At 40.5% G+C, this 21,295-nt stretch carries 24 protein-coding genes; 10 read left to right on the forward strand and 14 right to left on the reverse strand.

Translation table 11 applies throughout. The annotated features are described in order from the left end of the window. Nucleotides 1–115 precede the first annotated feature (115 nt). The 7 genes from ACZ5WS_RS06580 to ACZ5WS_RS06610 all read left to right on the forward strand — a co-directional run bounded on the left by ACZ5WS_RS06580 (nt 116) and on the right by ACZ5WS_RS06610 (nt 8,335). Nucleotides 116–856, forward strand: coding sequence for an SIMPL domain-containing protein (locus tag ACZ5WS_RS06580; protein ID WP_178956516.1), 741 nt, complete (start codon nt 116–118; stop codon nt 854–856). A gap of 174 nt (nt 857–1,030) precedes the next feature. Beyond that, nucleotides 1,031–2,044 (forward strand): erythrose-4-phosphate dehydrogenase, encoded by a 1,014-nt coding sequence (gene epd, locus ACZ5WS_RS06585; RefSeq protein WP_109874182.1) that lies wholly within the window; start codon nt 1,031–1,033, stop codon nt 2,042–2,044. A gap of 49 nt (nt 2,045–2,093) precedes the next feature. Beyond that, complete coding sequence (locus ACZ5WS_RS06590; protein ID WP_138609184.1) at nt 2,094–3,269, forward strand: phosphoglycerate kinase; 1,176 nt, start codon at nt 2,094–2,096, stop codon at nt 3,267–3,269. Between the two features lie 211 nt (nt 3,270–3,480). After that, nucleotides 3,481–4,545: a class II fructose-bisphosphate aldolase gene (gene fba, locus ACZ5WS_RS06595; RefSeq protein ID WP_008111197.1), complete on the forward strand. Its 1,065-nt coding sequence runs from the start codon at nt 3,481–3,483 to the stop codon at nt 4,543–4,545. A gap of 628 nt (nt 4,546–5,173) precedes the next feature. Beyond that, complete coding sequence (phoB, locus tag ACZ5WS_RS06600; protein ID WP_008111196.1) at nt 5,174–5,863, forward strand: phosphate regulon transcriptional regulator PhoB; 690 nt, start codon at nt 5,174–5,176, stop codon at nt 5,861–5,863. A gap of 77 nt (nt 5,864–5,940) precedes the next feature. Next, the gene (gene phoR / locus ACZ5WS_RS06605; RefSeq protein ID WP_198523631.1) at nt 5,941–7,287 is read left to right on the forward strand and encodes a phosphate regulon sensor histidine kinase PhoR; all 1,347 of its coding nucleotides are present in this window, start codon (nt 5,941–5,943) and stop codon (nt 7,285–7,287) included. A gap of 79 nt (nt 7,288–7,366) precedes the next feature. After that, complete coding sequence (locus ACZ5WS_RS06610) at nt 7,367–8,335, forward strand: PstS family phosphate ABC transporter substrate-binding protein (protein WP_010387635.1); 969 nt, start codon at nt 7,367–7,369, stop codon at nt 8,333–8,335. Between the two features lie 63 nt (nt 8,336–8,398). Here ACZ5WS_RS06610 and ACZ5WS_RS06615 read toward each other — a convergent pair whose 3' ends face one another. The 8 genes from ACZ5WS_RS06615 to sfsA all read right to left on the reverse strand — a co-directional run bounded on the left by ACZ5WS_RS06615 (nt 8,399) and on the right by sfsA (nt 14,790). After that, on the reverse strand, nt 8,399–8,641 hold the full coding sequence (locus tag ACZ5WS_RS06615; protein ID WP_138609178.1) for a hypothetical protein: 243 nt from the start codon (nt 8,639–8,641) through the stop codon (nt 8,399–8,401). Nucleotides 8,642–8,671: 30 nt separating this feature from the next. Further along, complete coding sequence (gene panC, locus ACZ5WS_RS06620) at nt 8,672–9,520, reverse strand: pantoate--beta-alanine ligase (protein WP_138609176.1); 849 nt, start codon at nt 9,518–9,520, stop codon at nt 8,672–8,674. Continuing rightward, nucleotides 9,520–10,314 (reverse strand): 3-methyl-2-oxobutanoate hydroxymethyltransferase, encoded by a 795-nt coding sequence (gene panB / locus ACZ5WS_RS06625; RefSeq protein ID WP_464711248.1) that lies wholly within the window; start codon nt 10,312–10,314, stop codon nt 9,520–9,522. The genes panC and panB overlap by 1 nt, the downstream gene beginning before the upstream one ends. 30 nt (nt 10,315–10,344) lie before the next feature. After that, nucleotides 10,345–10,830, reverse strand: a complete 486-nt coding sequence (folK, locus tag ACZ5WS_RS06630) for a 2-amino-4-hydroxy-6-hydroxymethyldihydropteridine diphosphokinase (RefSeq protein WP_178956513.1) — start codon at nt 10,828–10,830, stop codon at nt 10,345–10,347. Between the two features lie 3 nt (nt 10,831–10,833). Further along, the gene (gene pcnB / locus ACZ5WS_RS06635; protein ID WP_178956512.1) at nt 10,834–12,132 is read right to left on the reverse strand and encodes a polynucleotide adenylyltransferase PcnB; all 1,299 of its coding nucleotides are present in this window, start codon (nt 12,130–12,132) and stop codon (nt 10,834–10,836) included. A 305-nt stretch (nt 12,133–12,437) separates the two neighbouring features. Beyond that, complete coding sequence (gluQRS, locus tag ACZ5WS_RS06640; protein ID WP_464711250.1) at nt 12,438–13,334, reverse strand: tRNA glutamyl-Q(34) synthetase GluQRS; 897 nt, start codon at nt 13,332–13,334, stop codon at nt 12,438–12,440. A 12-nt stretch (nt 13,335–13,346) separates the two neighbouring features. Next, nucleotides 13,347–13,790, reverse strand: a complete 444-nt coding sequence (gene dksA, locus ACZ5WS_RS06645; protein ID WP_008111170.1) for an RNA polymerase-binding protein DksA — start codon at nt 13,788–13,790, stop codon at nt 13,347–13,349. A gap of 280 nt (nt 13,791–14,070) precedes the next feature. Continuing rightward, nucleotides 14,071–14,790, reverse strand: a complete 720-nt coding sequence (sfsA, locus tag ACZ5WS_RS06650) for a DNA/RNA nuclease SfsA (RefSeq protein WP_178956511.1) — start codon at nt 14,788–14,790, stop codon at nt 14,071–14,073. Nucleotides 14,791–14,934: 144 nt separating this feature from the next. On the opposite strand from sfsA, the gene pepB reads away from it, so the two are divergent. Further along, nucleotides 14,935–16,233, forward strand: coding sequence for an aminopeptidase PepB (gene pepB, locus ACZ5WS_RS06655; protein ID WP_131691598.1), 1,299 nt, complete (start codon nt 14,935–14,937; stop codon nt 16,231–16,233). A gap of 175 nt (nt 16,234–16,408) precedes the next feature. Next, the gene (locus ACZ5WS_RS06660; RefSeq protein WP_010387648.1) at nt 16,409–16,975 is read left to right on the forward strand and encodes a phosphoribosyltransferase; all 567 of its coding nucleotides are present in this window, start codon (nt 16,409–16,411) and stop codon (nt 16,973–16,975) included. Between the two features lie 49 nt (nt 16,976–17,024). Here the strand turns inward: ACZ5WS_RS06660 and ACZ5WS_RS06665 are convergent, their stop codons facing one another. Beyond that, nucleotides 17,025–17,681: a Crp/Fnr family transcriptional regulator gene (locus ACZ5WS_RS06665; RefSeq protein WP_076918373.1), complete on the reverse strand. Its 657-nt coding sequence runs from the start codon at nt 17,679–17,681 to the stop codon at nt 17,025–17,027. Between the two features lie 278 nt (nt 17,682–17,959). Here ACZ5WS_RS06665 and ACZ5WS_RS06670 point away from each other — a divergent pair, with 278 nt between their 5' ends. After that, a complete protein-coding gene (locus ACZ5WS_RS06670; RefSeq protein WP_138609166.1) occupies nt 17,960–18,196 on the forward strand; it encodes a YgjV family protein in 237 nt (78 codons plus the stop codon). Between the two features lie 25 nt (nt 18,197–18,221). Here the strand turns inward: ACZ5WS_RS06670 and ACZ5WS_RS06675 are convergent, their stop codons facing one another. The 5 genes from ACZ5WS_RS06675 to ACZ5WS_RS06695 form a co-directional block, all read right to left on the reverse strand. Then, nucleotides 18,222–19,910, reverse strand: a complete 1,689-nt coding sequence (locus ACZ5WS_RS06675; RefSeq protein WP_464711253.1) for an amidohydrolase — start codon at nt 19,908–19,910, stop codon at nt 18,222–18,224. Between the two features lie 203 nt (nt 19,911–20,113). Next, complete coding sequence (locus tag ACZ5WS_RS06680) at nt 20,114–20,350, reverse strand: EF-hand domain-containing protein (RefSeq protein ID WP_178956509.1); 237 nt, start codon at nt 20,348–20,350, stop codon at nt 20,114–20,116. A gap of 8 nt (nt 20,351–20,358) precedes the next feature. Beyond that, nucleotides 20,359–20,595, reverse strand: coding sequence for an EF-hand domain-containing protein (locus ACZ5WS_RS06685; protein WP_464711255.1), 237 nt, complete (start codon nt 20,593–20,595; stop codon nt 20,359–20,361). A 155-nt stretch (nt 20,596–20,750) separates the two neighbouring features. Beyond that, on the reverse strand, nt 20,751–20,978 hold the full coding sequence (locus tag ACZ5WS_RS06690) for an EF-hand domain-containing protein (protein ID WP_076918368.1): 228 nt from the start codon (nt 20,976–20,978) through the stop codon (nt 20,751–20,753). Between the two features lie 12 nt (nt 20,979–20,990). After that, a complete protein-coding gene (locus ACZ5WS_RS06695; protein ID WP_464711257.1) occupies nt 20,991–21,224 on the reverse strand; it encodes an EF-hand domain-containing protein in 234 nt (77 codons plus the stop codon). Between the last annotated feature and the right edge of the window lie 71 nt (nt 21,225–21,295).

Below are 21,295 nucleotides of genomic sequence, written 5' to 3' on the forward strand. Positions count from 1 at the left end.
GACAGCGAAACTCAACTATAAAGTATGCACTTAGCTTAATTGTATGCAGTTTACTTTTCTTCTTGTTTGTATACTTATGGGAACGCGTTTTTAATTAAAAATTCAAGGAACGAATATGAAACTTATCAGCGCTATTTTTATTATCTTATTCCCTCTTATTACTTTTGCTAATTCAAGCGTGCCAGCTAATCGTCATATTGCAGTGCAGGGGTCTGCTGAGGTATTAGTTGAGCCAGATATGGCTCAAATTATATTTGAAGTAAAAAGCATTGAAGATACATTACTTGAGGCTAAGCGTGACCTTGATGGCCGGATCAGCGTGTTATTTGAAGAATTAGATAAATATGATTTTGGCCAAGGCGATGTTCATATATCGGGTTTAAAAAGCAAGGTATACACTAAGGTTGGTACAGAATCAGGGATTGCTTTAAGCGATAATTATTTAGCTCTGAAAACAGTTAAAGTCACATTGAAAGATATTAAAAAAGTCGATGAATTTATTGATTTTGCTCAACGCTTACAAATAGACAATATCAAAAAAATTAATGGTTTATCCTCCAAGGCCATGCAGTTAGAGGCAGAGGCAACACAACTAGCAATTGATAACGCAAAAGCGAAGGGAAATAAGCTCGCTCAGTCTTTTGGTGCTGAACTTGGCAACGTTTATAGTATTAGTGCAAATTCTAGTAGCTCAGATTACGACGCGAGCGGTGTTAAGCACATTGTTTTATCTAGCCACAGAAATAGCATGGCTGCTAGAAATAACGAGAACCCATTTACGCAGCAGCAATATTTAGGTGCAAGAATAAGCGTTAAAGCATCAATAAACGTGGTGTTTGATTTAAAACTAAAATAGCAAATATCGCAAAGCCGAGTTAAAAATAAAAGCGCATTGCGTGTTGATTATGGCGTTAATTTAAAGTTTCTAATGCTTGGCTCTTATAATCGCAGGCAAGGTCGATTACAATACCGCCATCTAAAAGGCGACGCTGCCTTTCTCTGTACGTAACTAGAGTGGATTTTATATTTCATGGCAATCAAACTTGCAATTAATGGTTTTGGTCGTATTGGTCGAAATATTGTCCGTGCACTATACGAATCAGGCTTAAGCGACGAGATCAAAATTGTTGCAATTAACGAACTAGCCGACCCTGAAGCTATTGCCCATTTATTAAAATACGACACCTCTCATGGTCGTTTCACTTTTCCAGTTAAACTAGGTGAAGACACTATCAGCGTTGCTGATGACACCATTGCATTATTTTGTGAAGAAAATCCAGTTGAATTACCGTGGCAAACGCTAGATGTTGACGTGGTACTTGAATGTACTGGCGTGTATCACTCACGTGAGCATGCACAGTCACATATTGCCGCAGGTGCTAAAAAAGTGTTGTTTTCCCATCCTGCTGATAATGATGTAGATGCCACCATTGTGTATGGCATAAACGACGATGAGCTGAAAAACGAGCATACTATTGTCTCTAATGGTTCGTGTACCACCAACTGCGTTGTTCCTGTTATTAAAGTACTCGATGATGCCTTTGGTATTGAGTCTGGCGCTATTACAACTATTCATGCGTCAATGAACGATCAGCAAGTGATTGATGCGTATCACCATGATTTACGCCGAACTCGTGCCGCCAGCCAATCTATTATTCCGGTAGACACAAAATTAGCCCGTGGTATCGACCGTATTTTACCTAAATTTAAAGGCCGCTTTGAGGCTATTGCCGTTCGTGTACCGACTATTAATGTGACCGCCATGGATTTAAGTGTCACGGTAAATACCGATGTAGATTTAAGTGCGGTTAATAGTGCGCTTAAAGCACAAGCTAAAGATAGGCTTGAGGGTATTTTAAGTTACACCGAAGAGCCGCTGGTATCGGTTGATTTTAACCACGATCCCCATTCTTGTATTATTGATGGCACACAGACACGTGTTAGTCATAAACGGCTGATAAAATTACTAGTTTGGTGTGATAATGAGTGGGGGTTTGCGAATCGCATGCTTGATACCGCTCGTGCTATGATGGCATTTAAGTAATATTTAAAACGTATTTATTGGTTTAGTATCGTTAACTAAGGAGATGTTCATGTCGGTCATAAAAATGGCAGATTTAGATTTAAACGGCAAGCGTGTATTAATTCGTGAAGATTTAAATGTACCCGTTAAAGCAGGTAAAGTGACGTCAGACGCACGTATTCGTGCTGCACTACCTACTATCAAACTTGCGCTAGAAAAAGGTGCAAAAGTGATGGTTATGTCACACCTAGGCCGTCCTACGGAAGGGCAATACGAAGACGAATTTTCATTAGCACCTGTTGTTGATTACTTAAATGATGCACTTGAGCAAACTGTTCGCCTAGAAAAAGATTACTTAAACGGCGTTGATGTTGCAGATAGCGAAGTGGTTGTTTTTGAAAACGTACGTTTTAACAAAGGCGAGAAAAAAGACGACGAAGCCCTATCAAAGCAACTCGCTGCATTATGTGATGTTTACGTAATGGATGCCTTTGGTACTGCACATCGCGCACAAGCTTCAACCCATGGTGTGGGTCTGTTTGCTGATGTAGCGTGTGCTGGTCCATTATTATCGGCTGAACTAGACGCATTAGGTAAAGCACTTGATAACCCAGCCCGTCCGTTAGTGGCGATTGTGGGTGGCTCTAAAGTATCCACTAAGTTAACGGTACTTGATTCGTTATCTAAAATTGTTGATCAGCTTGTTACCGGTGGCGGTATTGCCAATACCTTTATTGCAGCTGCTGGCCATCCTGTAGGTAAGTCACTTTATGAGGCTGATTTAATGGATGAAGCAAATCGTTTATGCGCTGCGGCGAAAGCCAACGATGGCGAAATACCGGTACCCACAGATGTTGTTGTAGGTAATGAGTTTTCAGAGTCAGCTGTAGCAACACTTAAAGATGTAAGTGAAGTCACCAGCGACGATATGATTTTTGATATTGGTCCTGATACCGCAAATCAACTTGCAAAAATTATTGCTAATGCGGGCACGGTTGTATGGAATGGCCCAGTGGGTGTGTTTGAGTTTGATCAATTTGGTAATGGTACACGTGCCATTGCAAAAGCGATTGCTGATTCGAAAGCATTTTCTATTGCAGGTGGTGGTGACACCCTAGCGGCAATTGATAAGTACGGCATTAGTGATAAAGTATCGTATATTTCTACAGGTGGTGGTGCGTTCTTAGAGTTTTTAGAAGGCAAAAAATTACCTGCAGTTGCAATGCTAGAATCACGCGCTAAATAATACCTTTGGGTATTAGCTAGCCGTAAAGCAGATGTGCTTATCCCACATCTGCTACAATTAACGAGTAAATACCTCTCACTTTTATTTAGTCGTTAATAATATGAATTTTAGGCCATTTGCCTTTTAATTCATGGCGCAGTGATTGCGCCAAACTAACAAATCCGTTCAAACTAGGTAGTAAAATAACTACCGATAAATTGGAGAATACCCAATGGCTTTAATCAGTATGCGACAACTTCTTGATCATGCCGCAGAGCATGGTTACGGTGTACCCGCGTTTAATGTAAATAACCAAGAGCAAATGCGTGCAATTATGGAAGCGGCTGATAAAACAAACAGCCCTGTTATTGTGCAAGGTTCTGCGGGCGCACGTGCGTATGCCGGTGCACCTTTTATTCGTCATATGATTTTAGCGGCAGTTGAAGAATGGCCACATATTCCAGTGGTTATGCATCAGGATCACGGTACATCACCGGGTGTATGTCAGCGTTCAATTCAGCTAGGTTTTTCATCAGTAATGATGGATGGCTCATTAATGAGCGATGGTAAAACACCTTCAAGCTACGATTACAACGTTGATGTAACACGTAAAACAGTTGAAATGGCGCATGCGTGTGGCGTATCTGTAGAGGGTGAGCTAGGTGTATTAGGTTCACTTGAAACTGGTGAAGCGGGTGAAGAAGATGGTGTTGGCGCTGAGGGTAAACTTACCACTGAGCAAATGCTAACAAATCCAGAAGAAGCGGCAGACTTTGTAAATAAAACCCATGTTGATGCGCTGGCTATTGCCTGTGGTACATCACACGGTGCTTACAAATTTACTCGTCCACCAACCGATGACATTTTAGCAATTGATCGTATTAAAGAAATCCACGCGCGTATACCAAATACCCACTTAGTAATGCATGGTTCGTCTTCTGTTCCACAAGAGTGGTTAGAAGTGATTAATCAATACGGTGGTGAAATCCCAGAAACTTACGGCGTGCCAGTTGAGCAAATTGTTGAAGGTATTAAATACGGTGTGCGTAAGGTAAACATTGATACTGACTTACGTTTAGCATCTACCGGTGCGATTCGTCGTCATTTAGCGATGAACCCGTCTAACTTCGACCCACGTAAGTTTTTAGCTGCTGCAACCCAAGCAATGACTGATATTTGTATCGCTCGTTACGAAGCGTTTGGTACTGCGGGTCAAGCAAGTAAAATTAAGCCAATTTCGTTAGATGAAATGCACCTTAAATACTTAAGCGGTGAGTTAAACCCAAAAATAAAGTAATGGACCAATAATAGCGATATTATTCCACTCATTCAAAAAGCCAGTTGCGTTTGCGCTGGCTTTTTTGATCTATGAGGGATCAGTATTTTACCTAGTTATTAATTAGGGATCACTCGATTACTAACTTGTCATATCTGGGATCATTACTTTACTAAGTAAAAGGCTTAAAGTGACATATTTTAAACTTTTGAGTGTTACGCATTATAAAGAGTGAGCGCAAAACATACAAAAATTCATTGGTTTAGCTTTGTTGGTGGGTAAAATAGTGATCCGTAAAGGGATCTGCTTGATAAAAATCTGATCCCAGCATTTAAGATCATAATAAACCTGATCTAAACACTGTTAAGCGGGTGCTAACTTTTATTATTAAGCGTGAAAATTGATGCTAGTTAGTAATTTGATGATCCCATGTTGATACCATAAATAGTGACTTTAATGATTGATTCTTTTTACTGCAAACCGCTTTTTTATTACTGCTCAAGATGATAAAAATATGACAAATTCTATTTTTTGTCACTATTTTGTGTTTTTTTTACACTCATTTTAATTTAGACGTTACACTTTAATAAAAATGTCATACTTAGTCATAATAATGAAACCTACTCAATAGCCTAAGAGATAAATTGGAATGTCACGTAAAGTATTAGTCGTTGATGACGAAGCACCTATCAGGGAAATGTTGGTTTTTGTTTTAGAACAAAATGGGTTTCAAGCCATTGAGGCAGAAGATTATGATTCTGCAATATCTGCAATGGTTGAACCTTATCCAGATATGGTGTTACTCGATTGGATGCTACCTGGCGGTAGTGGAATTCAAATCGCTAAAAAATTCAAACAAAATGAACACACACGCCAAATTCCTATCATTATGCTGACAGCCCGCGGCGAAGAAGAAGATAAAATACGCGGTTTAGAAGTCGGTGCTGATGATTACGTTACAAAACCGTTCTCACCTAAAGAGTTAATGGCGCGTATTAAAGCGGTTATTCGTCGTGTTGCTCCTACCTCACTTGAAGAGGCGATTGAAGTACATGGCTTACGTTTAGATCCTATTTCGCATCGTGTGACCTCAGGTGGCAGTGAGCTAGATATGGGGCCAACGGAATTTAGACTGTTACACTTTTTTATGACCCACCCTGAGCGTGTATATAGCCGAGAGCAATTACTTGATCATGTATGGGGTACTAACGTTTATGTTGAAGATAGAACTGTAGATGTTCATATCCGTCGCCTGCGTAAGGCAATTGCTACGCTTGGGCATGACCGCTTAGTACAAACAGTTCGCGGTGCTGGTTATCGCTTTTCGAGTAAATTATAAGTTTACTTCGTAAGTCACAATCTATTAACCTAGCACAGTCAAATCATCTGCTAGCGTTTATAAGGTAAAGAGCGTGTATGTATCGAGTTATTAACAAGCAGGCGTTAACTAAACGGCTGTTTGTCTATTTTATACCTTTGCTTTTAATTGGGGTGCTCATTGGTTCCCCATTTTTGATGTTGTTTTTGGGCGCTTTTTCGCTACTTATGTGGCATTACCATCAGCTTTATCGCTTAAGTGACTGGCTGCATGATCAACGCAGTTTTAACCCGCCTGAAGGGGAAGGGTCGTGGGAGCAAGTATTTGAAGGTATTTACCAGCTGCAACACCGCAATCGTAAAAAACGTAATGAGCTGGCAGAGCTAATACGGCGTTTTCGTGACGGCGCTGAGGCCGTACCCGATGCCGTTGTTGTGCTACAAAACGACTTATCAATTGTGTGGTGTAATCAACTTGCACTCAAAGTGTTAGGGTTACAGTGGCCGGTTGATCATGGTCAGCGTTTAGATAACTTAATTCGCGATCCTAAATTTGCTAAATATATGCGTCGTAAAGAGTTTAGCGATGCTCTGGAGCTTGAAAGTGGCCACAGTGTTGAGCAAGTTCTTGAATTTAGGGTTATGCCCTATGCCAATACACAGTTGTTGGTAGTGGTACGCGATGTTACTCGCTTAAAGCAACTTGAGCAGATGCGTAAAGACTTTGTAGCAAACGTCTCTCATGAGCTCAGAACCCCTTTAACTGTTGTTACCGGCTACCTTGAAATGCTCGATAGTGATTCACTTCCCCCGCCTGCAATGTGGAATAAAGCACAAACTACTATGCTAGAGCAATGTAAGCGTATGGATAGCTTGGTGAATCAGCTGTTGTCGTTATCGCGCATCGAAGGGGGAAAGCAACACAGTAATGACAAAGCGGTGAATGTGCCACGATTATTAAACTTAATTGAAACAGAAGCGCAATCTATCAATCAAGACAAAGGCCATCAACTTATTTTTAAGATTGATGCATCGCTTGATATTACCGGTGCTGAGGATGAACTTAGAAGTGCCTTTTCAAATTTAGTATTTAATGCCATTCATTATACTAAACCAGGCGGTAAAATTGAGGTACTTTGGCAGCGCAACAATGAACAAGCATGTTTTAGTGTGACCGATAATGGTGATGGTATTGCACCTGAGCATATTAACCGGTTAACTGAGCGTTTTTATCGAGTAGATAAAGCCAGAAGCCGCACCACAGGTGGCTCAGGCTTAGGCTTAGCTATTACCAAGCATGTGCTTACTCGCCATGGTAGTCAATTAAAAATTCACAGCGAGCTGGGTAAAGGTTCTTGTTTTTCTTTCGCGTTTTCAAGCGATAGACTTATCGTTATTTCGCCATTAGTAGCAAGCAATATAGGTAGTCATAAAAGTGTCATTTAAGAGTCACACCATTGTCATGTACTCACTTTAGAGTGAACCGCAGTTAGGAAATGGGACGAACAAATTGGAGAACCCCAAAATGAAATTTAAAAACTTAGTTGCCGCAATGGGTGTGGCTGTTACAACATTTGTATCTGCACAAGCGGTTGCATTAGAAGACGGTATTCCTGAGTATCAAAAAATTAGCGGTGTATCAGGTAACTTTTCATCAGTAGGGTCTGACACATTAGCCAACATGATGACCTTTTGGGCTGAAGAATATAAGCGTATTTACCCAAATGTAAATATTCAAATTCAAGCGGCAGGTTCGTCTACTGCGCCACCAGCACTAACTGAAGGTACGGCTAACTTAGGTCCAATGAGCCGTGCAATGAAGTCAAAAGAGATTGAAGCATTTGAAAAGCGTCATGGCTACAAACCAACACAAGTGCGAGTAGCAATTGATGCGTTGGCAGTATTTGTACACAAAGATAACCCAATCGAAGGACTACGCATTGACCAAATCGATGCTATTTTCTCATCAACTCGTAAATGTGGTGCATCAGAGCAAGTAAATCGCTGGAGTGATGTTGGTCTAGAAGGTGATTGGGCTGCAAAAGACGTGCAATTATACGGACGTAACTCAGTATCAGGTACTTACGGTTACTTTAAAAAGAAAGCGCTATGTAAAGGTGATTTCCGTAATAACGTGAACGAGCAACCGGGTTCGGCTTCTGTTGTACAGTCAATTTCAGCGTCATTAAATGCGATTGGTTACTCTGGCATTGGTTATAAAACATCGGGTGTGCGTACTGTTCCGTTATCTAAAAAAGGCACTAACTTTGTTGATGCCACGCTTGAAAACGTAGCACAAGGTAAATACCCACTATCACGTTTTTTATATGTTTATGTAAATAAACACCCAAATAAGCCACTTGGGCCAGTTGAAGCTGAGTTCTTAAAGATGGTACTTTCTCAAGACGGTCAAAAAATTGTAGAAAAAGATGGCTATGTACCACTTTCTGCAAAGTTAGTTGAACTAGAGCTTAAAAAGTTAGGCTTGAAATAAGCAGCCAAAGCAAATAATAAAAAACCGCTCATTGAGCGGTTTTTTTGTTTTACTTAAGATTATTTAGTTTGTTGCTTTACCTAAGTTTTCAGCTTGTACTTTGCATTGATTGTAAGCCTCAATACATTTTGATGAACAAACCTGCGATTTAAGACTATCGGTGGTTGTTTGCTGTTCGCAGCTGGTTTCACATTGATAACTTTGTTGAGCACACTGATTAAGTGCTGGATTACCCGGCTGGCTCTGGCAGCCAGCAATAACTGCAAACGAAAAAGCCACGAGGCTAGTTTTAAAAAAAGTTTTCATGCTTATCCTTAAAATGAGGCCACACCAGTATTAAACTTCAACCTGAATATTGTCGATTAATCTAACACTACCTAAAAAGGCGGCAGCTAAAATTACAAATCGTGTATCTTCGAGTGTAGCAGCTTTTAATGTATCTCGTTGAGCTATCGAAAAATAATCTGGTTTTAGGCCTGCGTTTTCTAATGCGTTCTTTGCTTCACTTTCCAATGTAGCAAAGTCTTTATTACCGCTTTTTATTTGCTGCGCACAATGCTTTAAGGTATTAAATAAAGCAGGAGCGGTTTGTTTTTCATCACTTGATAAGTACCCATTACGCGAGCTCATGGCAAGGCCGCTAACTTCACGCATGGTAGGTACACCAATAATTTCTACTGGTATTGATAAGTCAGTAGCCATGGTTTTAACAACTTGTAGCTGCTGAAAATCTTTTTCACCAAAACAAGCATAATCAGGCTGTACTAAATTAAATAGCTTAGTAACAACAGTCGCTACGCCTTTAAAGTGGCCTGGGCGTGAACCACCACAATATCCCATTGAAATACCAGGCACATCAACAAAGCTTTGCGCGCCTAAACCATTAGGGTAAATAGTCTCAACACTGGGGATAAACAAAATGTCTGTTTCAAGATCAGCTAACCCTTGCTTATCAGCATCTAGAGTACGCGGATAACTGTCTAAATCTTCGTTAGCACCAAATTGCATTGGGTTAACAAAAATGCTCACGACCACTTTATCGGCCAGTGTTTTAGCTTTTTCTACCAGTGAAAAATGACCACGGTGTAAGTTGCCCATAGTAGGAACAAATGCCACGCTTAAACCGGCTTGGCGCCAGGTTCTAATTTGACTGCGTAATGATTTTATTTCAGTGATTGACTGCATTATTTAAACTCGTGTTCAGCGCTTGGGAATACGCCGCTTTTGACATCGTTACAATACTTTTTAACTGCAGCAGGCATATTGCCTGTTTCGAGTAAAAAGTTTTTTGAAAATTTAGGAATATAACCTGCAGAAATGCCCACCAAGTCGTGCATAACCAAAATTTGACCATCGGTTACATTACCCGCACCAATCCCGATTGTAGGGATGCTCAATGACTCTGTAACGCGTTTTGCTAAGGCACTTGGAATACATTCAAGCACCAGTAGTTGAGCACCTGCGGCTTCTAATGCTTTTGCATCGGCAATAATTTTTTGCGCTTGCGCTTCTTCACGGCCCTGGATTTTAAAACCACCGAATACATGCACAGATTGCGGTGTAAGACCCAAATGGCCACAAACTGGAATACCTTGTTGGGTTAGTGATTTAATGCTGTCATGTAGCCATTCACCGCCTTCAAGTTTGACCATATTAGCACCCGCGCGCATCAGTTCTGCAGCACTTTTACACGCATCATTTGGGGTTGCGTAGGTCATAAACGGTAAATCAGCAATAACAAATAAATCACGGCTTCCTGCGCGCACACAGCGAGTATGGTAGGCAATTTCTTGGTTTGTAACCGCTAAGGTATCATCGCCACCTTGTAATACCATACCCAAAGAATCACCAACTAAAACAACATCAACGCCGTTATCATGAAATAACTTAGCAAAACTAGCATCGTAAGCTGTTAACGCAGTGATTTTATTACTTTCAGCCTTCATTTTATTCAAAGTTGAAACGGTTATTTTAGACATAATATTCTCGCAGACAATGGCCTTAATTAATTACCGTGGTAATTGTTGTAAGTCGTTAAGCGGTAGGGTATTTGCTATCTGTTTGATAGATGCGCCGCTAGGTAAAATCAGTTCCGGTGCAATTTCTTGCAGTGGGTAAACAACAAATTCTCGCTCAGTTAATCCGTAATGAGGCACGGTTAAACGATCGGTATTTAAAATGTGTTCACCAAATAATAAAATATCAATATCCAATGTGCGTGCGCCCCAGCGCTCAGCCTTTCTGACTCGCCCATGTTCCAGTTCTATGGCTTGGGTTAAATCGAGTAGTTGCTCTGGCTCAAGTGAAGTGTTGATACAGGCGACTGCATTCACATAATCAGGTTGATCTTGTGGTCCCATAGGCTTGCTCGCATAATAATGCGAGCAGGCTATAAGTTCGCTGTTTGGCAAGCTTTTAAGTGCAATAACAGCGTTATCAAGTTGTTTTTTAGGGCTGTTAAGGTTTGCACCTAACCCCAAATAGACACGTAACATTATTTACTCAGCTGGCTTTTTAGTAGTACGACGACGAGGTCGCTTGCGTGGCTTTGGGCCACCTTGATGACCAAGCTCTCGTACCATTTCTTTTTGGCCATTAATATCTTGACCTAAGTACTGTGTCCACCACTGTGCCAGCTCTGTATGCTCAGTTTCACCAGCATCAACACGCAATAGTAAAAAATCATAAGCGGCTTTAAAGCGCGGTTGCTGTGTTAAACGATAGGCACGCTGGCCAGCACGTTTATCTAAGCGTTGTTGAATATGCCAAATATCACGGGCACCTAAAGTAAAGCGTTTTGGTACGGCAATATGTTGGGCATTCTCACTCAGTACTTTATTAATTGCTTGAGCAAATGCATCGTATTCTGATAGTTGCTCTTGGCGTCTAATTTTTTCAGTACGCTCAATCAGCGGGAACCACAGTAATGCTGCAAATACGAATGCAGGAGTGACTTTTTTATCTGCATTAATACGGATATCAGTGTTGGCAAACATTTGCTTTATGAAGGTTTCTTCAAGTCCGCCAGGGTTTTTATTTAAAATACGGTCTAGCTCAGGAAATAACGACTTAAATAAACCGTACTGACGCAGCATTATAAAGTTTTGCTGTGCTTTGCCGTTTAAAAATAGCTTGAGTATTTCTTCAAATAAACGCGCTGGCGGAATATTATCAAGCAAGCTCGCTAATTCGGTAATCGGCTTTTCGCTTGCTGGCGCTATTTGCATATCTAACTTGGTGGCAAAGCGCACTGCGCGAAGCATACGTACCGGATCTTCACGGTAGCGTGTTTCAGGATCGCCAATTAATTCTATTTGTTTTGCTTTGATAGCGGCTAAGCCATTTGCGTAATCGTAAACACAAAAATCATTAATCGAGTAGTATAAAGCGTTGATTGAAAAATCACGGCGTTCTGCATCTTCTTCAATGCTACCAAATACGTTATCGCGAAGAAGTTGCCCATGTTCACTTGACTGGCTAATTTGATTTTTATCTTCTTGTGCTTCGTGATGGCCGCGCATTGTGGCCACTTCAATAATCTCACGGCCAAAAACAATGTGCGCCAAACGAAAGCGGCGACCAATTAAGCGACAGTTACGAAACAGTTTTTTTACTTGCTCAGGGGTAGCATTGGTTACAACATCAAAATCTTTAGGTTGTTGGCCTAACAATACATCGCGAATGCAACCACCAACTAAGTAAGCATCATAGCCACCATCTTTTAGGCGGTAGAGTACTTTGATTGCATTTGGGCTAAATTGTTTGCGAGAAATACCATGCTCACCTCTAGGGATCACTAACGGCTCACTGCTGATTGCGACATTTTCGTTATTGGCACTTGGGCCGATAATTTGTCGACAAAATTGAAAAAGCTTGGAAATAATAGTCTGTCTCCTAGAGAAGCGGTTGATTTGCTCGCCATTGCAATCAAAATCACAGCAAGTATTCGCTTAAAGCGTTATTTTTACTGTTTAATGTAATTAGCATATATTTAGGCGGCTATCATATACCAGCAAGGTAAAAAAATTAAGTTGCAGCACTGAAATTAAGCCATTTTTAACGATTTTATTTGATTTAATGCCACGTAATACGTAAAGGGAGGTTAAATCTGTATTTCGCGCTTAGCAGGAACAAGGCTTAAGTTAAAATGCGCCACGCCCCAAGCGAGTAACTGTTCGCAGGTTAAATCCATTAGTTGCTCATGTATTGGCAAGCCTAAAAACTCGAATACAGCTATTAAAGTGGGCTTTGGATTTTGTTTGCAAATTGCAGGGGCGTAATTTTGCTTAGACAGTTTAAACCCTGGTTTTGCTACAGCCAAAGGCAAATGAGCAAACTCTGGAATAGGGCAATTTAGCTGTTTAAATAAGCTAATTTGACGCGCAGTCGGTTCAATTAAATCAGCGCCTCGCACAATACGATTAATCCCCTGCTCAATGTCATCAATAACCACCACCAGTTGATAGGCAAATAAACCATCGCTGCGTTTTATTATGTAATCTTCATGAGCGAGAGCTGGGTCCACGTCAATATGCCCTTGAATAAGGTCTTTATAATCAACGGTTGCATAGCATTGAGTTAAACGTAGGGCATGACCTTGTTCACTTAGTTGGCTGTGTTTACATTGCCCTTGATAAATGCCGCCGAGGGCTTTTATTTGCTTACGAGAGCACTGGCAGGCATAAACAAGCTGTTGTTGTGACAGAGCGTGAACGGCATCTTGATAAATAGTAAGACGCTGTGTTTGGTACACAACGTTTTCATCCCAATTGAGGTTATAGGCGTCTAAGGTATTTAGGATATCGGTGGCGGCGCCTTTTACAACGCGAGTGGTGTCTATATCTTCAATGCGAACTAACCACTTTCCTTGGTTCGCTTTTGCATCTAGGTAGCTACCTACAGCCGCCACAAGTGAGCCAAAATGTAACGGTCCGGAAGGGGACGGTGCAAATCGGCCGCGATAGTTAGATACTTGCGCAGTAACGGCTGTAGAAGACATGGCTATACTTAATTAGCCGCGTCCAGATTGCTTTTCTTTGATTTCAGCAAGTGTTTTACAGTCTACACATAAATCAGCAGTAGGGCGCGCTTCTAAGCGACGAATGCCAATTTCAATGCCACAAGACTCACAAAAGCCAAATTCGTCTTCTTTAATTAATATAATTGTTTTTTCAATTTTTTTAATTAACTTACGTTCGCGGTCACGAGTACGAAGCTCTAATGAGAACTCTTCTTCTTGTGCTGCGCGGTCAACGGGATCAGGAAAGTTTGCTGCTTCGTCTTGCATGTGTGATTTGGTACGATCAACTTCGTTACGTAAATCATTACGCCAAGTTTCTAAAATTGTTTTAAAATGAGCACGTTGTGCATCATTCATGTACTCTTCACCCGGTTTTTCTTGGTATGGTTCTAAACCGGCTTGAGCCAATAAACCATGTCTTTTTTGGTCTGGCATAACTCTCTCCTAAATCCTTAATTTAATGCCTCAGCATTAGCCGGCGGTATAAATAACAGAAACTCATACCCTAGGCAAATTTATTTTTAAATAATCGAATTAGCTTAACCCTGTTTGGTGATATAAAAGTAGTAAAAGTACTACTTATACTTTCTTATCACAGTATTGGTTTATAAACTGGCGTAGTTATATGGGCAATAATAATAAAAACAACTTATTTTTACTTTTTGGTTAAGTATTTTTTGGGCGTGGCGAAATACCAACGCTTAAATGCGCGCTTTTACTCAACAAACGCCACTTTCTCAACTAAAGTTACTTCACTAGCAGAAATATGGGCTTTATAAGCTAATATTTCTACGCCTTGCTCAATCGCTTCGCTTAGTAATTGTGCATAGGTTGAATCTATATGTGCCGCCGCACTCACTTGTGTGATCCCTTGATGTAGCACCGAAAATAGTAATACCGCACGATGCCCTTGTTTTACCATTTCGATTAATTCACGAATATGCTTTTGCCCACGAACTGTTTGCGCATCTGGGAAGTAACCTTGGCCGCTTTGTGGATGCTCTTCACTTAGGAGAGTCACTGATTTAACTTCAACATAGCAATTGGCTTTACTGCTGTGGGTAAGTAAAAAGTCGATGCGGCTGTTTTCACTGCCATACTTCACTTCACTTTGGACTTGTTGATAGCCTGTCAGCTCTTTAATCACTTCAGCGTTAATCGCTTCTTCTACTACTTTATTAGCAACGGCTGTGTTTACACAAATAAGCTGTGATAAGTTATTTTGCGTCAGCTCTAATGACTGTGGGTACTTTCGTTTGGTGTTACTGCTGGTGGAATAAAAGGCATTAAAACCAGAGTCTGCACAGCCCGTCATTTTCCCCGTATTAGCACAGTGAGCGGTAAAAGTGCTGCCATCACTGAGCTCTAAATCAGCTAAAAAGCGTTTGTAACGTTTTAATAACGTAGCAGATTGTAATGGCGGGGTGTATTTCATTAATGACTTCCTTATATAACCAGAGTTCAGGTTAAGTAAAATAAGACTTTGCGGCCTATTTGAGGTTATTTACCGCAAGCTGTTGGGAACTTAGGCGCGCTATAGTAAACTCAACCGTACATTTAAGTGCAAGGATATTCTAACATGAGTGAAAAATTTGTTGTTCAATTAAGCGAGCAATCGGCACCAGGACACTGGGGCGAAAGTGCGTCACTATCTTTTAACGAACACGGCGCAACGGTTCATTTATCTGAGCAAGAAACATTAAAAAACGTGCAAAAAGCGGGTCGTACTATTGCAAGCCAAGGCATTAAAAGTGTTGTGCTTGAAGGCGATGTTTGGTGTACAGAGAGCCAATGGGCATTTTACCAAGGCTTTGTATCACCAAAAGTACTGCACGGTGTTGAGTTTGTTGATAATGCACAATCTGATTTAAAAGAACTTGCTGATTTAAAAGCATCAGCAACGTGGGCACGTGAAATGGTTAACGGCACCGCCGATGACATTTACCCAGAGAGCCTGGCAGAAAAAGCGGCTGAATTTATTCAATCACTGGCACCAGAGCATGTTAGCTACCAAATAATAAAAGGCGATGCGCTATTAGAGCAGCAATGGATTGGTATTCATGCTGTAGGTCGTGGTAGTGAACGCCCACCTGTATTACTTGAGCTTGATTACAACCCAACTGGCGATGATAACGCACCAGTAAGCGCAGCACTTGTAGGCAAAGGTATTACATTTGACTCAGGCGGTTACTCAATTAAATCTAGCGAAGGCATGTTAGGCATGAAGTGCGACATGGGCGGAGCTGCAACGGTAACTGCAGGTTTAGCGCTGGCCATTAATCGTGGTGTAGAAAAGCGCATTAAGCTGTTTTTATGTTGTGCAGAGAACTTAATTTCCGGTCATGCATACAAACTAGGTGACATTCTTACCTACAAAAATGGCACAACCGTTGAAATTGTAAACACAGATGCTGAAGGCCGTTTAGTATTAGCTGATGGCCTAATGGCGGCAGGTGAGACGGGTGCACCACTTATTATTGACGCAGCAACATTAACGGGCGCAGCCCTTGTTGCCGTTGGTCAAGAATACAACGCGTTATTTGCCCTTGATAAAGAGCTAGTGCGTGAAGTAGAAGACTTTGCATCACAAGAAATGGAAGCCGCATGGCCATTACCGCTTGAAAAGTGGCATCAACAAAACTGCCCATCACCGTATGCCGATACAGCAAACAGCCGTGCACAAAAAGGCGGTGGCTATGGTGGTGCTTCAAATGCAGCAGGTTTCTTATCTCGCTTTGTGCCAAACGATGGTAAAGGTTGGGTACATATTGATTTAGCGGCAGCATTTAATATGGGTGGTGGTACTAGCCAGTGGGCTTCAGGTGCAACTACACAAGGTATGCGTACAGTAGCGCGCACCTTGCTTGAAAAAGCATAATCAACTCAGACTAAGCAATTAGTTAAAAAATAGGTGCCTAAGGGTGCCTATTTTTTTATCCGCCATACAAGCAATTTTGTTTTATTTACGGTAAAATCCTTCGCCAATACGTGTTTGGGCATCTATTTCATTTAAACCTCGCTCAAATATTATACATACCACTGGGATCCTTACTATGTCAGAAAAGTGCTATATCACGGCTCAACAATTACTTGAAGATTCATTCCGCGTAGCGGCACAAGTGTATAAAGATGGCTTTCGTCCAGATTTTATTATTGGTATATGGCGCGGTGGTGCTCCAATCGGGATTGCAGTTCAAGAATATTATGACTACAAAGGCATAGAAACCGATCATATTGCGGTGCGTACGTCGTCTTATTACGGTATTGGTAAGCAATCAAAAGAAATAAAAGTACATGGTTTACACTACATAGTTGAAAACGCGAATGCGGGTGATTCATTACTGATTGTGGATGATGTATTTGACTCAGGTCGAAGCATCGTGGCGCTAAAAGAGAAGCTCTCTGAGCTAATGCGTTTAAACTTACCGAGTGATATTCGTATTGCTTGTCCATACTACAAGCCAAAAAACTCAAAAGTAGATACAGTGCCAGATTACTACATTCATGAATCTGAAGAATGGTTAGTATTCCCGCATGAATTATCAGGGTTAACGCCGGATGAAATTATTGAAGGTAAATCTGATTTAGCTAAAATCCACGATATTTTACTTGAAAAATAAACGTGACTTTGCTCAATAAAAAAGGCCTTAATGGCCTTTTTTATTGTCTTTAAAGTTGTGCAAAGCTATCTACATATTCACTGAGTTTAGGAATATCGACAGCTTGCAGCCCTTGGGTGCTTCGTTGCACTAGATTTTTCTCTACCAACTCACTCACTACCCGTCGGTATGCACGTTCAGTGGTTGCAAAGCGCTCAGCTTCTGCATTTACCGTAGGATAGGCGCGCAATAAAGTAGGGTTGTTATTTTCTGCACGTAATAAGCAGTCTTTAGCAATGTTGTAGCTTAAGGGAAGCAACAGTTTATCTAAGTTAATCTTTTGATTTTCTTGGAACTTAGCAGCAATTGTTTGCGCCGTGTATAGGCTCAATTCTGGTTTGTCGAGCAATAATGAACGCCAATGCTTTAGCTCAATAAGATTGTACGTAACATCACTGAAGCAGGTTACCGTATAAATACACGGGTTATTATTCAGTGCTTCAATTTCACCAATTAAAGTGTTGTTGCAGTCGAGTTGACCAAGCAGCAGGCGTCGACCATTCCCCACATCGTAACTAAACGATACAGTACCACTTCGCACCAATACCAACTTAGTGAGTGGTTGGTCTTGCTGTATTAATATTTCTTTTTTTGATTGCTGATAACTACTGCCGGCAAATGTCAGCAGCTGTTCAACAAGGTAACTGGAAAAATGGTATTGAAACATCAATCATGCTCTTCGGACAATTGTCCTATTTATTACACCTTAATGACGATAGCATTAAGATTAAGAATTTACGCTAACTTACCCACGCCGTTATTTATTTAATGGCGTTAAATGGCCTTCATTCTACCGTGTAATGATTAAAAAATTGTGGGTAAAACCAGCATATTTTAAGGTTTTATTGGTAAGTTAGCTTTTTTATTTAAACTGCTACGTAGCAGTTTTTAATAATGTACTAAAATTTAGCTGGTAATATTAACCTAAAGCCTAGGAGAGAACAATTGAGTTGGGAATATTTAGGTTATTTAGCATCTGCATTATTAGTTATATCCTTGACCATGACCGATGTGACCAAACTACGTTGGTTTAATTTACTTGGCTGTATTGCGTTTACTTTTTACGGTGCAGCAATCGGTTCTGTGCCGGTGGCATTTGCTAACGGCTTGTTAGCTCTGGTCAATATTTATCACATTATTAAGTTATATCGTCAGTCTAAGGCTGATACAAAAAAGGGTTAACTTTTAAGTTAACCCTTTTTTGTTTTTACTCAGACTTTGCTGAATCTTTTTGGTAGCGTAATTTACCGGCAATCCACGTTTCCAGCACCTGAGTTTTGTAAAGCTGCTCAATAGGCACTTTAAAGTAGTCTTGATCAATCAGTATAAAATCAGCCCATTTACCTTGCTCCAAACTACCTACTTTAAATTCTTGATGCGCTGCATACGCGCCGCCAAGGGTAAAGGCACGCAATGCATCTTCCCTGCTCAAAACTTCACTGGCGCGCCAACCGTTTTCAGGCAGTTGATTATGATCCATGCGCGTTATCGCAGAATATAAACCATCAAACGGGTTCGCCAGTTCGACAGGGTAATCAGATCCCGCCGCAATCGTTGAACCTTGGTCTAAAAATGTTTGCCAAGCATAAGCGCCTTGTAGTTGCTTGTCGGTTAAACGCTGCTCAGCCATATGCATGTCTGATGTGGCATGCACAGGTTGCATAGATGGAATTATTTTCAGGGTTTTAAAGCGCGGGATATCCTCTGGCGAGACTATTTGTGCATGCTCCATACGATTGCGCAGTAGTATGCCACCGGTTTGTTTAAATACATTTTGATAAGCATCTAGCACAATTTTATTTGCTCTATCGCCAATTGCATGCGTGTTAGCGCTAAAACCATTTTTAAAAGTCAGGGTAAATAGTTCCTCTAGCTTTTGTTGGCTTTCAAGCATAAGGCCAAAATGGTTGGCTCTATCAGCGTACTCTTCAATAAGCGCAGCACCACGTGACCCTAATGCGCCATCAGCATAAATTTTTACACTGCGGATAGATAAAAAGTCCTGTGCATCTTGATAACGACCAGCTTTAAGCATAGCGCTTAAGTCGGGGCTTGCTGCACTTAACATCGCTACAATTCTAAGCGGTAATGTGCCTAACTCGGCGCGTTGTTTGTAAACTTGCCATGTGGTTTTATCAATACCTGCATCATGAGTTGAGGTAATGCCTAGGCTCAGTAAGTGTTTACCTGCGGCATCTAATGCATTACTGACCGATTGTGCAGACGTTGCAGGCATATGTTGAGTAACCAAGGTTTCTGCTTTATCGATAAAAATGCCGGTGGGCTTACCAAACTCATCTTTTATAATTTCTCCGCCAGCTGGGGCTGATGTGTCAGCGTTAATATTGGCAAGTTCTAATGCTTTTGAGTTAACCCAAATGGCATGACCATCTACTCGCGATAAAATAACAGGGCGATCGTTAACTGCTTTGTCTAAGTCAGCGGCCGAAGGAAAGCGAGTATTTGACCATAGTTCTTGATTCCAGCCTCGACCAATGATCCAACCTTCTTTATCTTTGGAAAATTCCTTGAGTTTAGCGGTTACTTCATCTACGGACTTTGCACCGCGCACATCAAGTTGCGACAAATTATTACCTAGCCCGATGACATGTCCATGCGCATCAATGAGCCCTGGGAGTAGAGTTTTTCCTTTCGCGTCAATTAGGGTTGCACCAGGAAAGCTATTTTTTAAGCTGTCTGGACCTGTTTTAACTACTTTGCCATCTTTTATAACTAAGGTTGTAAATGTGTTTACTTCGCCATGGCGCATTTTTCCTTTATACAAAGGTGAGTAGCCATTAGCATTATAAATGACTTGAGTTTGTGCTATTGCCACGCTAGTGACGGCACAAAGGCTTGCTAGTAATATCGGTTTTATTATTTTTATCAGTTGCATAAGACGCACATTGTTATTATTTGAACTATCACAGTAGCAAACTCAAATTTAGAATACCAATAGCATAATTTATTAAGCGTCGTATAAGTCAGCTTTTAGCTAAAGCAAGCAACAAGTTAAGGGGGAAATAGGATGTGTTAACAATGGGAGTTAAACCTTCTCAAGCTTGATATTGTTAACCAAGCTTTGTTTGAGGAGGCAATTTATTTACTGGCGTACAAACTGTATTCGCTTAATGATAATTGTGTGTCTTTGTCACGGTCATAACTGCCAAAGCGTGACCATAAAGCAGGATCGCTGGCAGCTTCAGAGCGAGTTAAAAAGCCATCTTGGTTGCGGTCAAGTTTTTCAAATTTTTCGGCAATATAACTGCTTGTTGCAAAACTCATACAGCTAAAAACAGTCAGTGTTAGTAAAATAATATTTTTAAAATGCTTCATATAAATGCTCAGAACAGGTTAGTGGTTAAGTAGTTTTTAAACTCAGCTAAAGAAATTCTGTTGTCTTGATTTTCATCCCAATTTGAAAATGAGTTTAATAGCTGAGGCTGAGCAGCAAGCTCGCTGTGGGTTAAATACCCATCATTATTTGTATCTAAATGGTCAAAGCGTTGCTTTACATCAAGTGCGAATGCACTTTGGCTGATAAAAAGTAAAGCACCAATAAAGGGAAGCAGTATTCTCATAGTTGGCGTTCCAAGGTGTATTTAAATTGCTGCAGTATTGAAAGAAAGCACTTGCCATAATTTAACTCCCAACATTAAATCCGTTTACACACTCCCTCAGGGATTATGGCAAATGCTTTTAACTCTATATTACAAAACGAAACTTGAATCTAAGCTTAAAGTTTAAAGTTATCGAACTCTTTTTTAGAAATCATCTCGTTATTGTCTTTGTCTAAATCAGTAAATTGCTTGAGTAGCTGTTTATCTTGTTTAGCCTCTGTAAGCGATATTTGGCCATCCATATTTTTATCTAAATGCATAAAACGTACATTTAACGACGATGCCAATGCCGTCGCGCTAATAGCCAAAAATAGTAGTGAAAAAGCACCAATTAATTGTTTCATAAATATACTCCTTTATTTTACAAACTGTTTAAATTCATCGAACGATAATTGTCCGTCTTCATTTTTATCTATTTGTGCAAAATTCTCATGCAGTAATGAATCTTCACCAGCTTCCGCTTCACTTAATGTGCCGTTGCTGTCCTTATCTAGGCTGTAAAATGCTGTGTTCACATCAAGAGCAAATGAATGGATACTTGTGAAACATAACGCTATTAATACAGTCGATTTTAAATAACCTTTAGTCATTCCTTGGCCTTTAAAAATTAATATTTATAAGCGTAATACAATTATGGTGCCAGTTTTTATTTTTATTAAAA

This window comes from Pseudoalteromonas sp. 11L1, from assembly GCF_055397545.1.

Excerpts from the sequence above, each read along its gene's own strand:
- panC (WP_138609176.1), bottom strand. The coding sequence starts at position 9,520 with ATGCAGTCAATCACTGAAATAAAATCATTACGCAGTCAAATTAGAACC.
- ACZ5WS_RS06690 (WP_076918368.1), bottom strand. The coding sequence starts at position 20,978 with ATGAAACAATTAATTGGTGCTTTTTCACTACTATTTTTGGCTATTAGC.
- ACZ5WS_RS06590 (WP_138609184.1), top strand. The coding sequence starts at position 2,094 with ATGTCGGTCATAAAAATGGCAGATTTAGATTTAAACGGCAAGCGTGTA.
- phoR (WP_198523631.1), top strand. The coding sequence starts at position 5,941 with ATGTATCGAGTTATTAACAAGCAGGCGTTAACTAAACGGCTGTTTGTC.
- ACZ5WS_RS06665 (WP_076918373.1), bottom strand. The coding sequence starts at position 17,681 with ATGTTTCAATACCATTTTTCCAGTTACCTTGTTGAACAGCTGCTGACA.
- ACZ5WS_RS06685 (WP_464711255.1), bottom strand. The coding sequence starts at position 20,595 with ATGAGAATACTGCTTCCCTTTATTGGTGCTTTACTTTTTATCAGCCAA.
- pepB (WP_131691598.1), top strand. The coding sequence starts at position 14,935 with ATGAGTGAAAAATTTGTTGTTCAATTAAGCGAGCAATCGGCACCAGGA.
- ACZ5WS_RS06675 (WP_464711253.1), bottom strand. The coding sequence starts at position 19,910 with ATGCAACTGATAAAAATAATAAAACCGATATTACTAGCAAGCCTTTGT.
- phoB (WP_008111196.1), top strand. The coding sequence starts at position 5,174 with ATGTCACGTAAAGTATTAGTCGTTGATGACGAAGCACCTATCAGGGAA.
- panB (WP_464711248.1), bottom strand. The coding sequence starts at position 10,314 with ATGTCTAAAATAACCGTTTCAACTTTGAATAAAATGAAGGCTGAAAGT.
- folK (WP_178956513.1), bottom strand. The coding sequence starts at position 10,830 with ATGTTACGTGTCTATTTGGGGTTAGGTGCAAACCTTAACAGCCCTAAA.
- ACZ5WS_RS06615 (WP_138609178.1), bottom strand. The coding sequence starts at position 8,641 with ATGAAAACTTTTTTTAAAACTAGCCTCGTGGCTTTTTCGTTTGCAGTT.
- ACZ5WS_RS06660 (WP_010387648.1), top strand. The coding sequence starts at position 16,409 with ATGTCAGAAAAGTGCTATATCACGGCTCAACAATTACTTGAAGATTCA.
- dksA (WP_008111170.1), bottom strand. The coding sequence starts at position 13,790 with ATGCCAGACCAAAAAAGACATGGTTTATTGGCTCAAGCCGGTTTAGAA.
- ACZ5WS_RS06610 (WP_010387635.1), top strand. The coding sequence starts at position 7,367 with ATGAAATTTAAAAACTTAGTTGCCGCAATGGGTGTGGCTGTTACAACA.
- ACZ5WS_RS06680 (WP_178956509.1), bottom strand. The coding sequence starts at position 20,350 with ATGAAGCATTTTAAAAATATTATTTTACTAACACTGACTGTTTTTAGC.
- ACZ5WS_RS06580 (WP_178956516.1), top strand. The coding sequence starts at position 116 with ATGAAACTTATCAGCGCTATTTTTATTATCTTATTCCCTCTTATTACT.
- epd (WP_109874182.1), top strand. The coding sequence starts at position 1,031 with ATGGCAATCAAACTTGCAATTAATGGTTTTGGTCGTATTGGTCGAAAT.
- gluQRS (WP_464711250.1), bottom strand. The coding sequence starts at position 13,334 with ATGTCTTCTACAGCCGTTACTGCGCAAGTATCTAACTATCGCGGCCGA.
- ACZ5WS_RS06695 (WP_464711257.1), bottom strand. The coding sequence starts at position 21,224 with ATGACTAAAGGTTATTTAAAATCGACTGTATTAATAGCGTTATGTTTC.
- fba (WP_008111197.1), top strand. The coding sequence starts at position 3,481 with ATGGCTTTAATCAGTATGCGACAACTTCTTGATCATGCCGCAGAGCAT.
- sfsA (WP_178956511.1), bottom strand. The coding sequence starts at position 14,790 with ATGAAATACACCCCGCCATTACAATCTGCTACGTTATTAAAACGTTAC.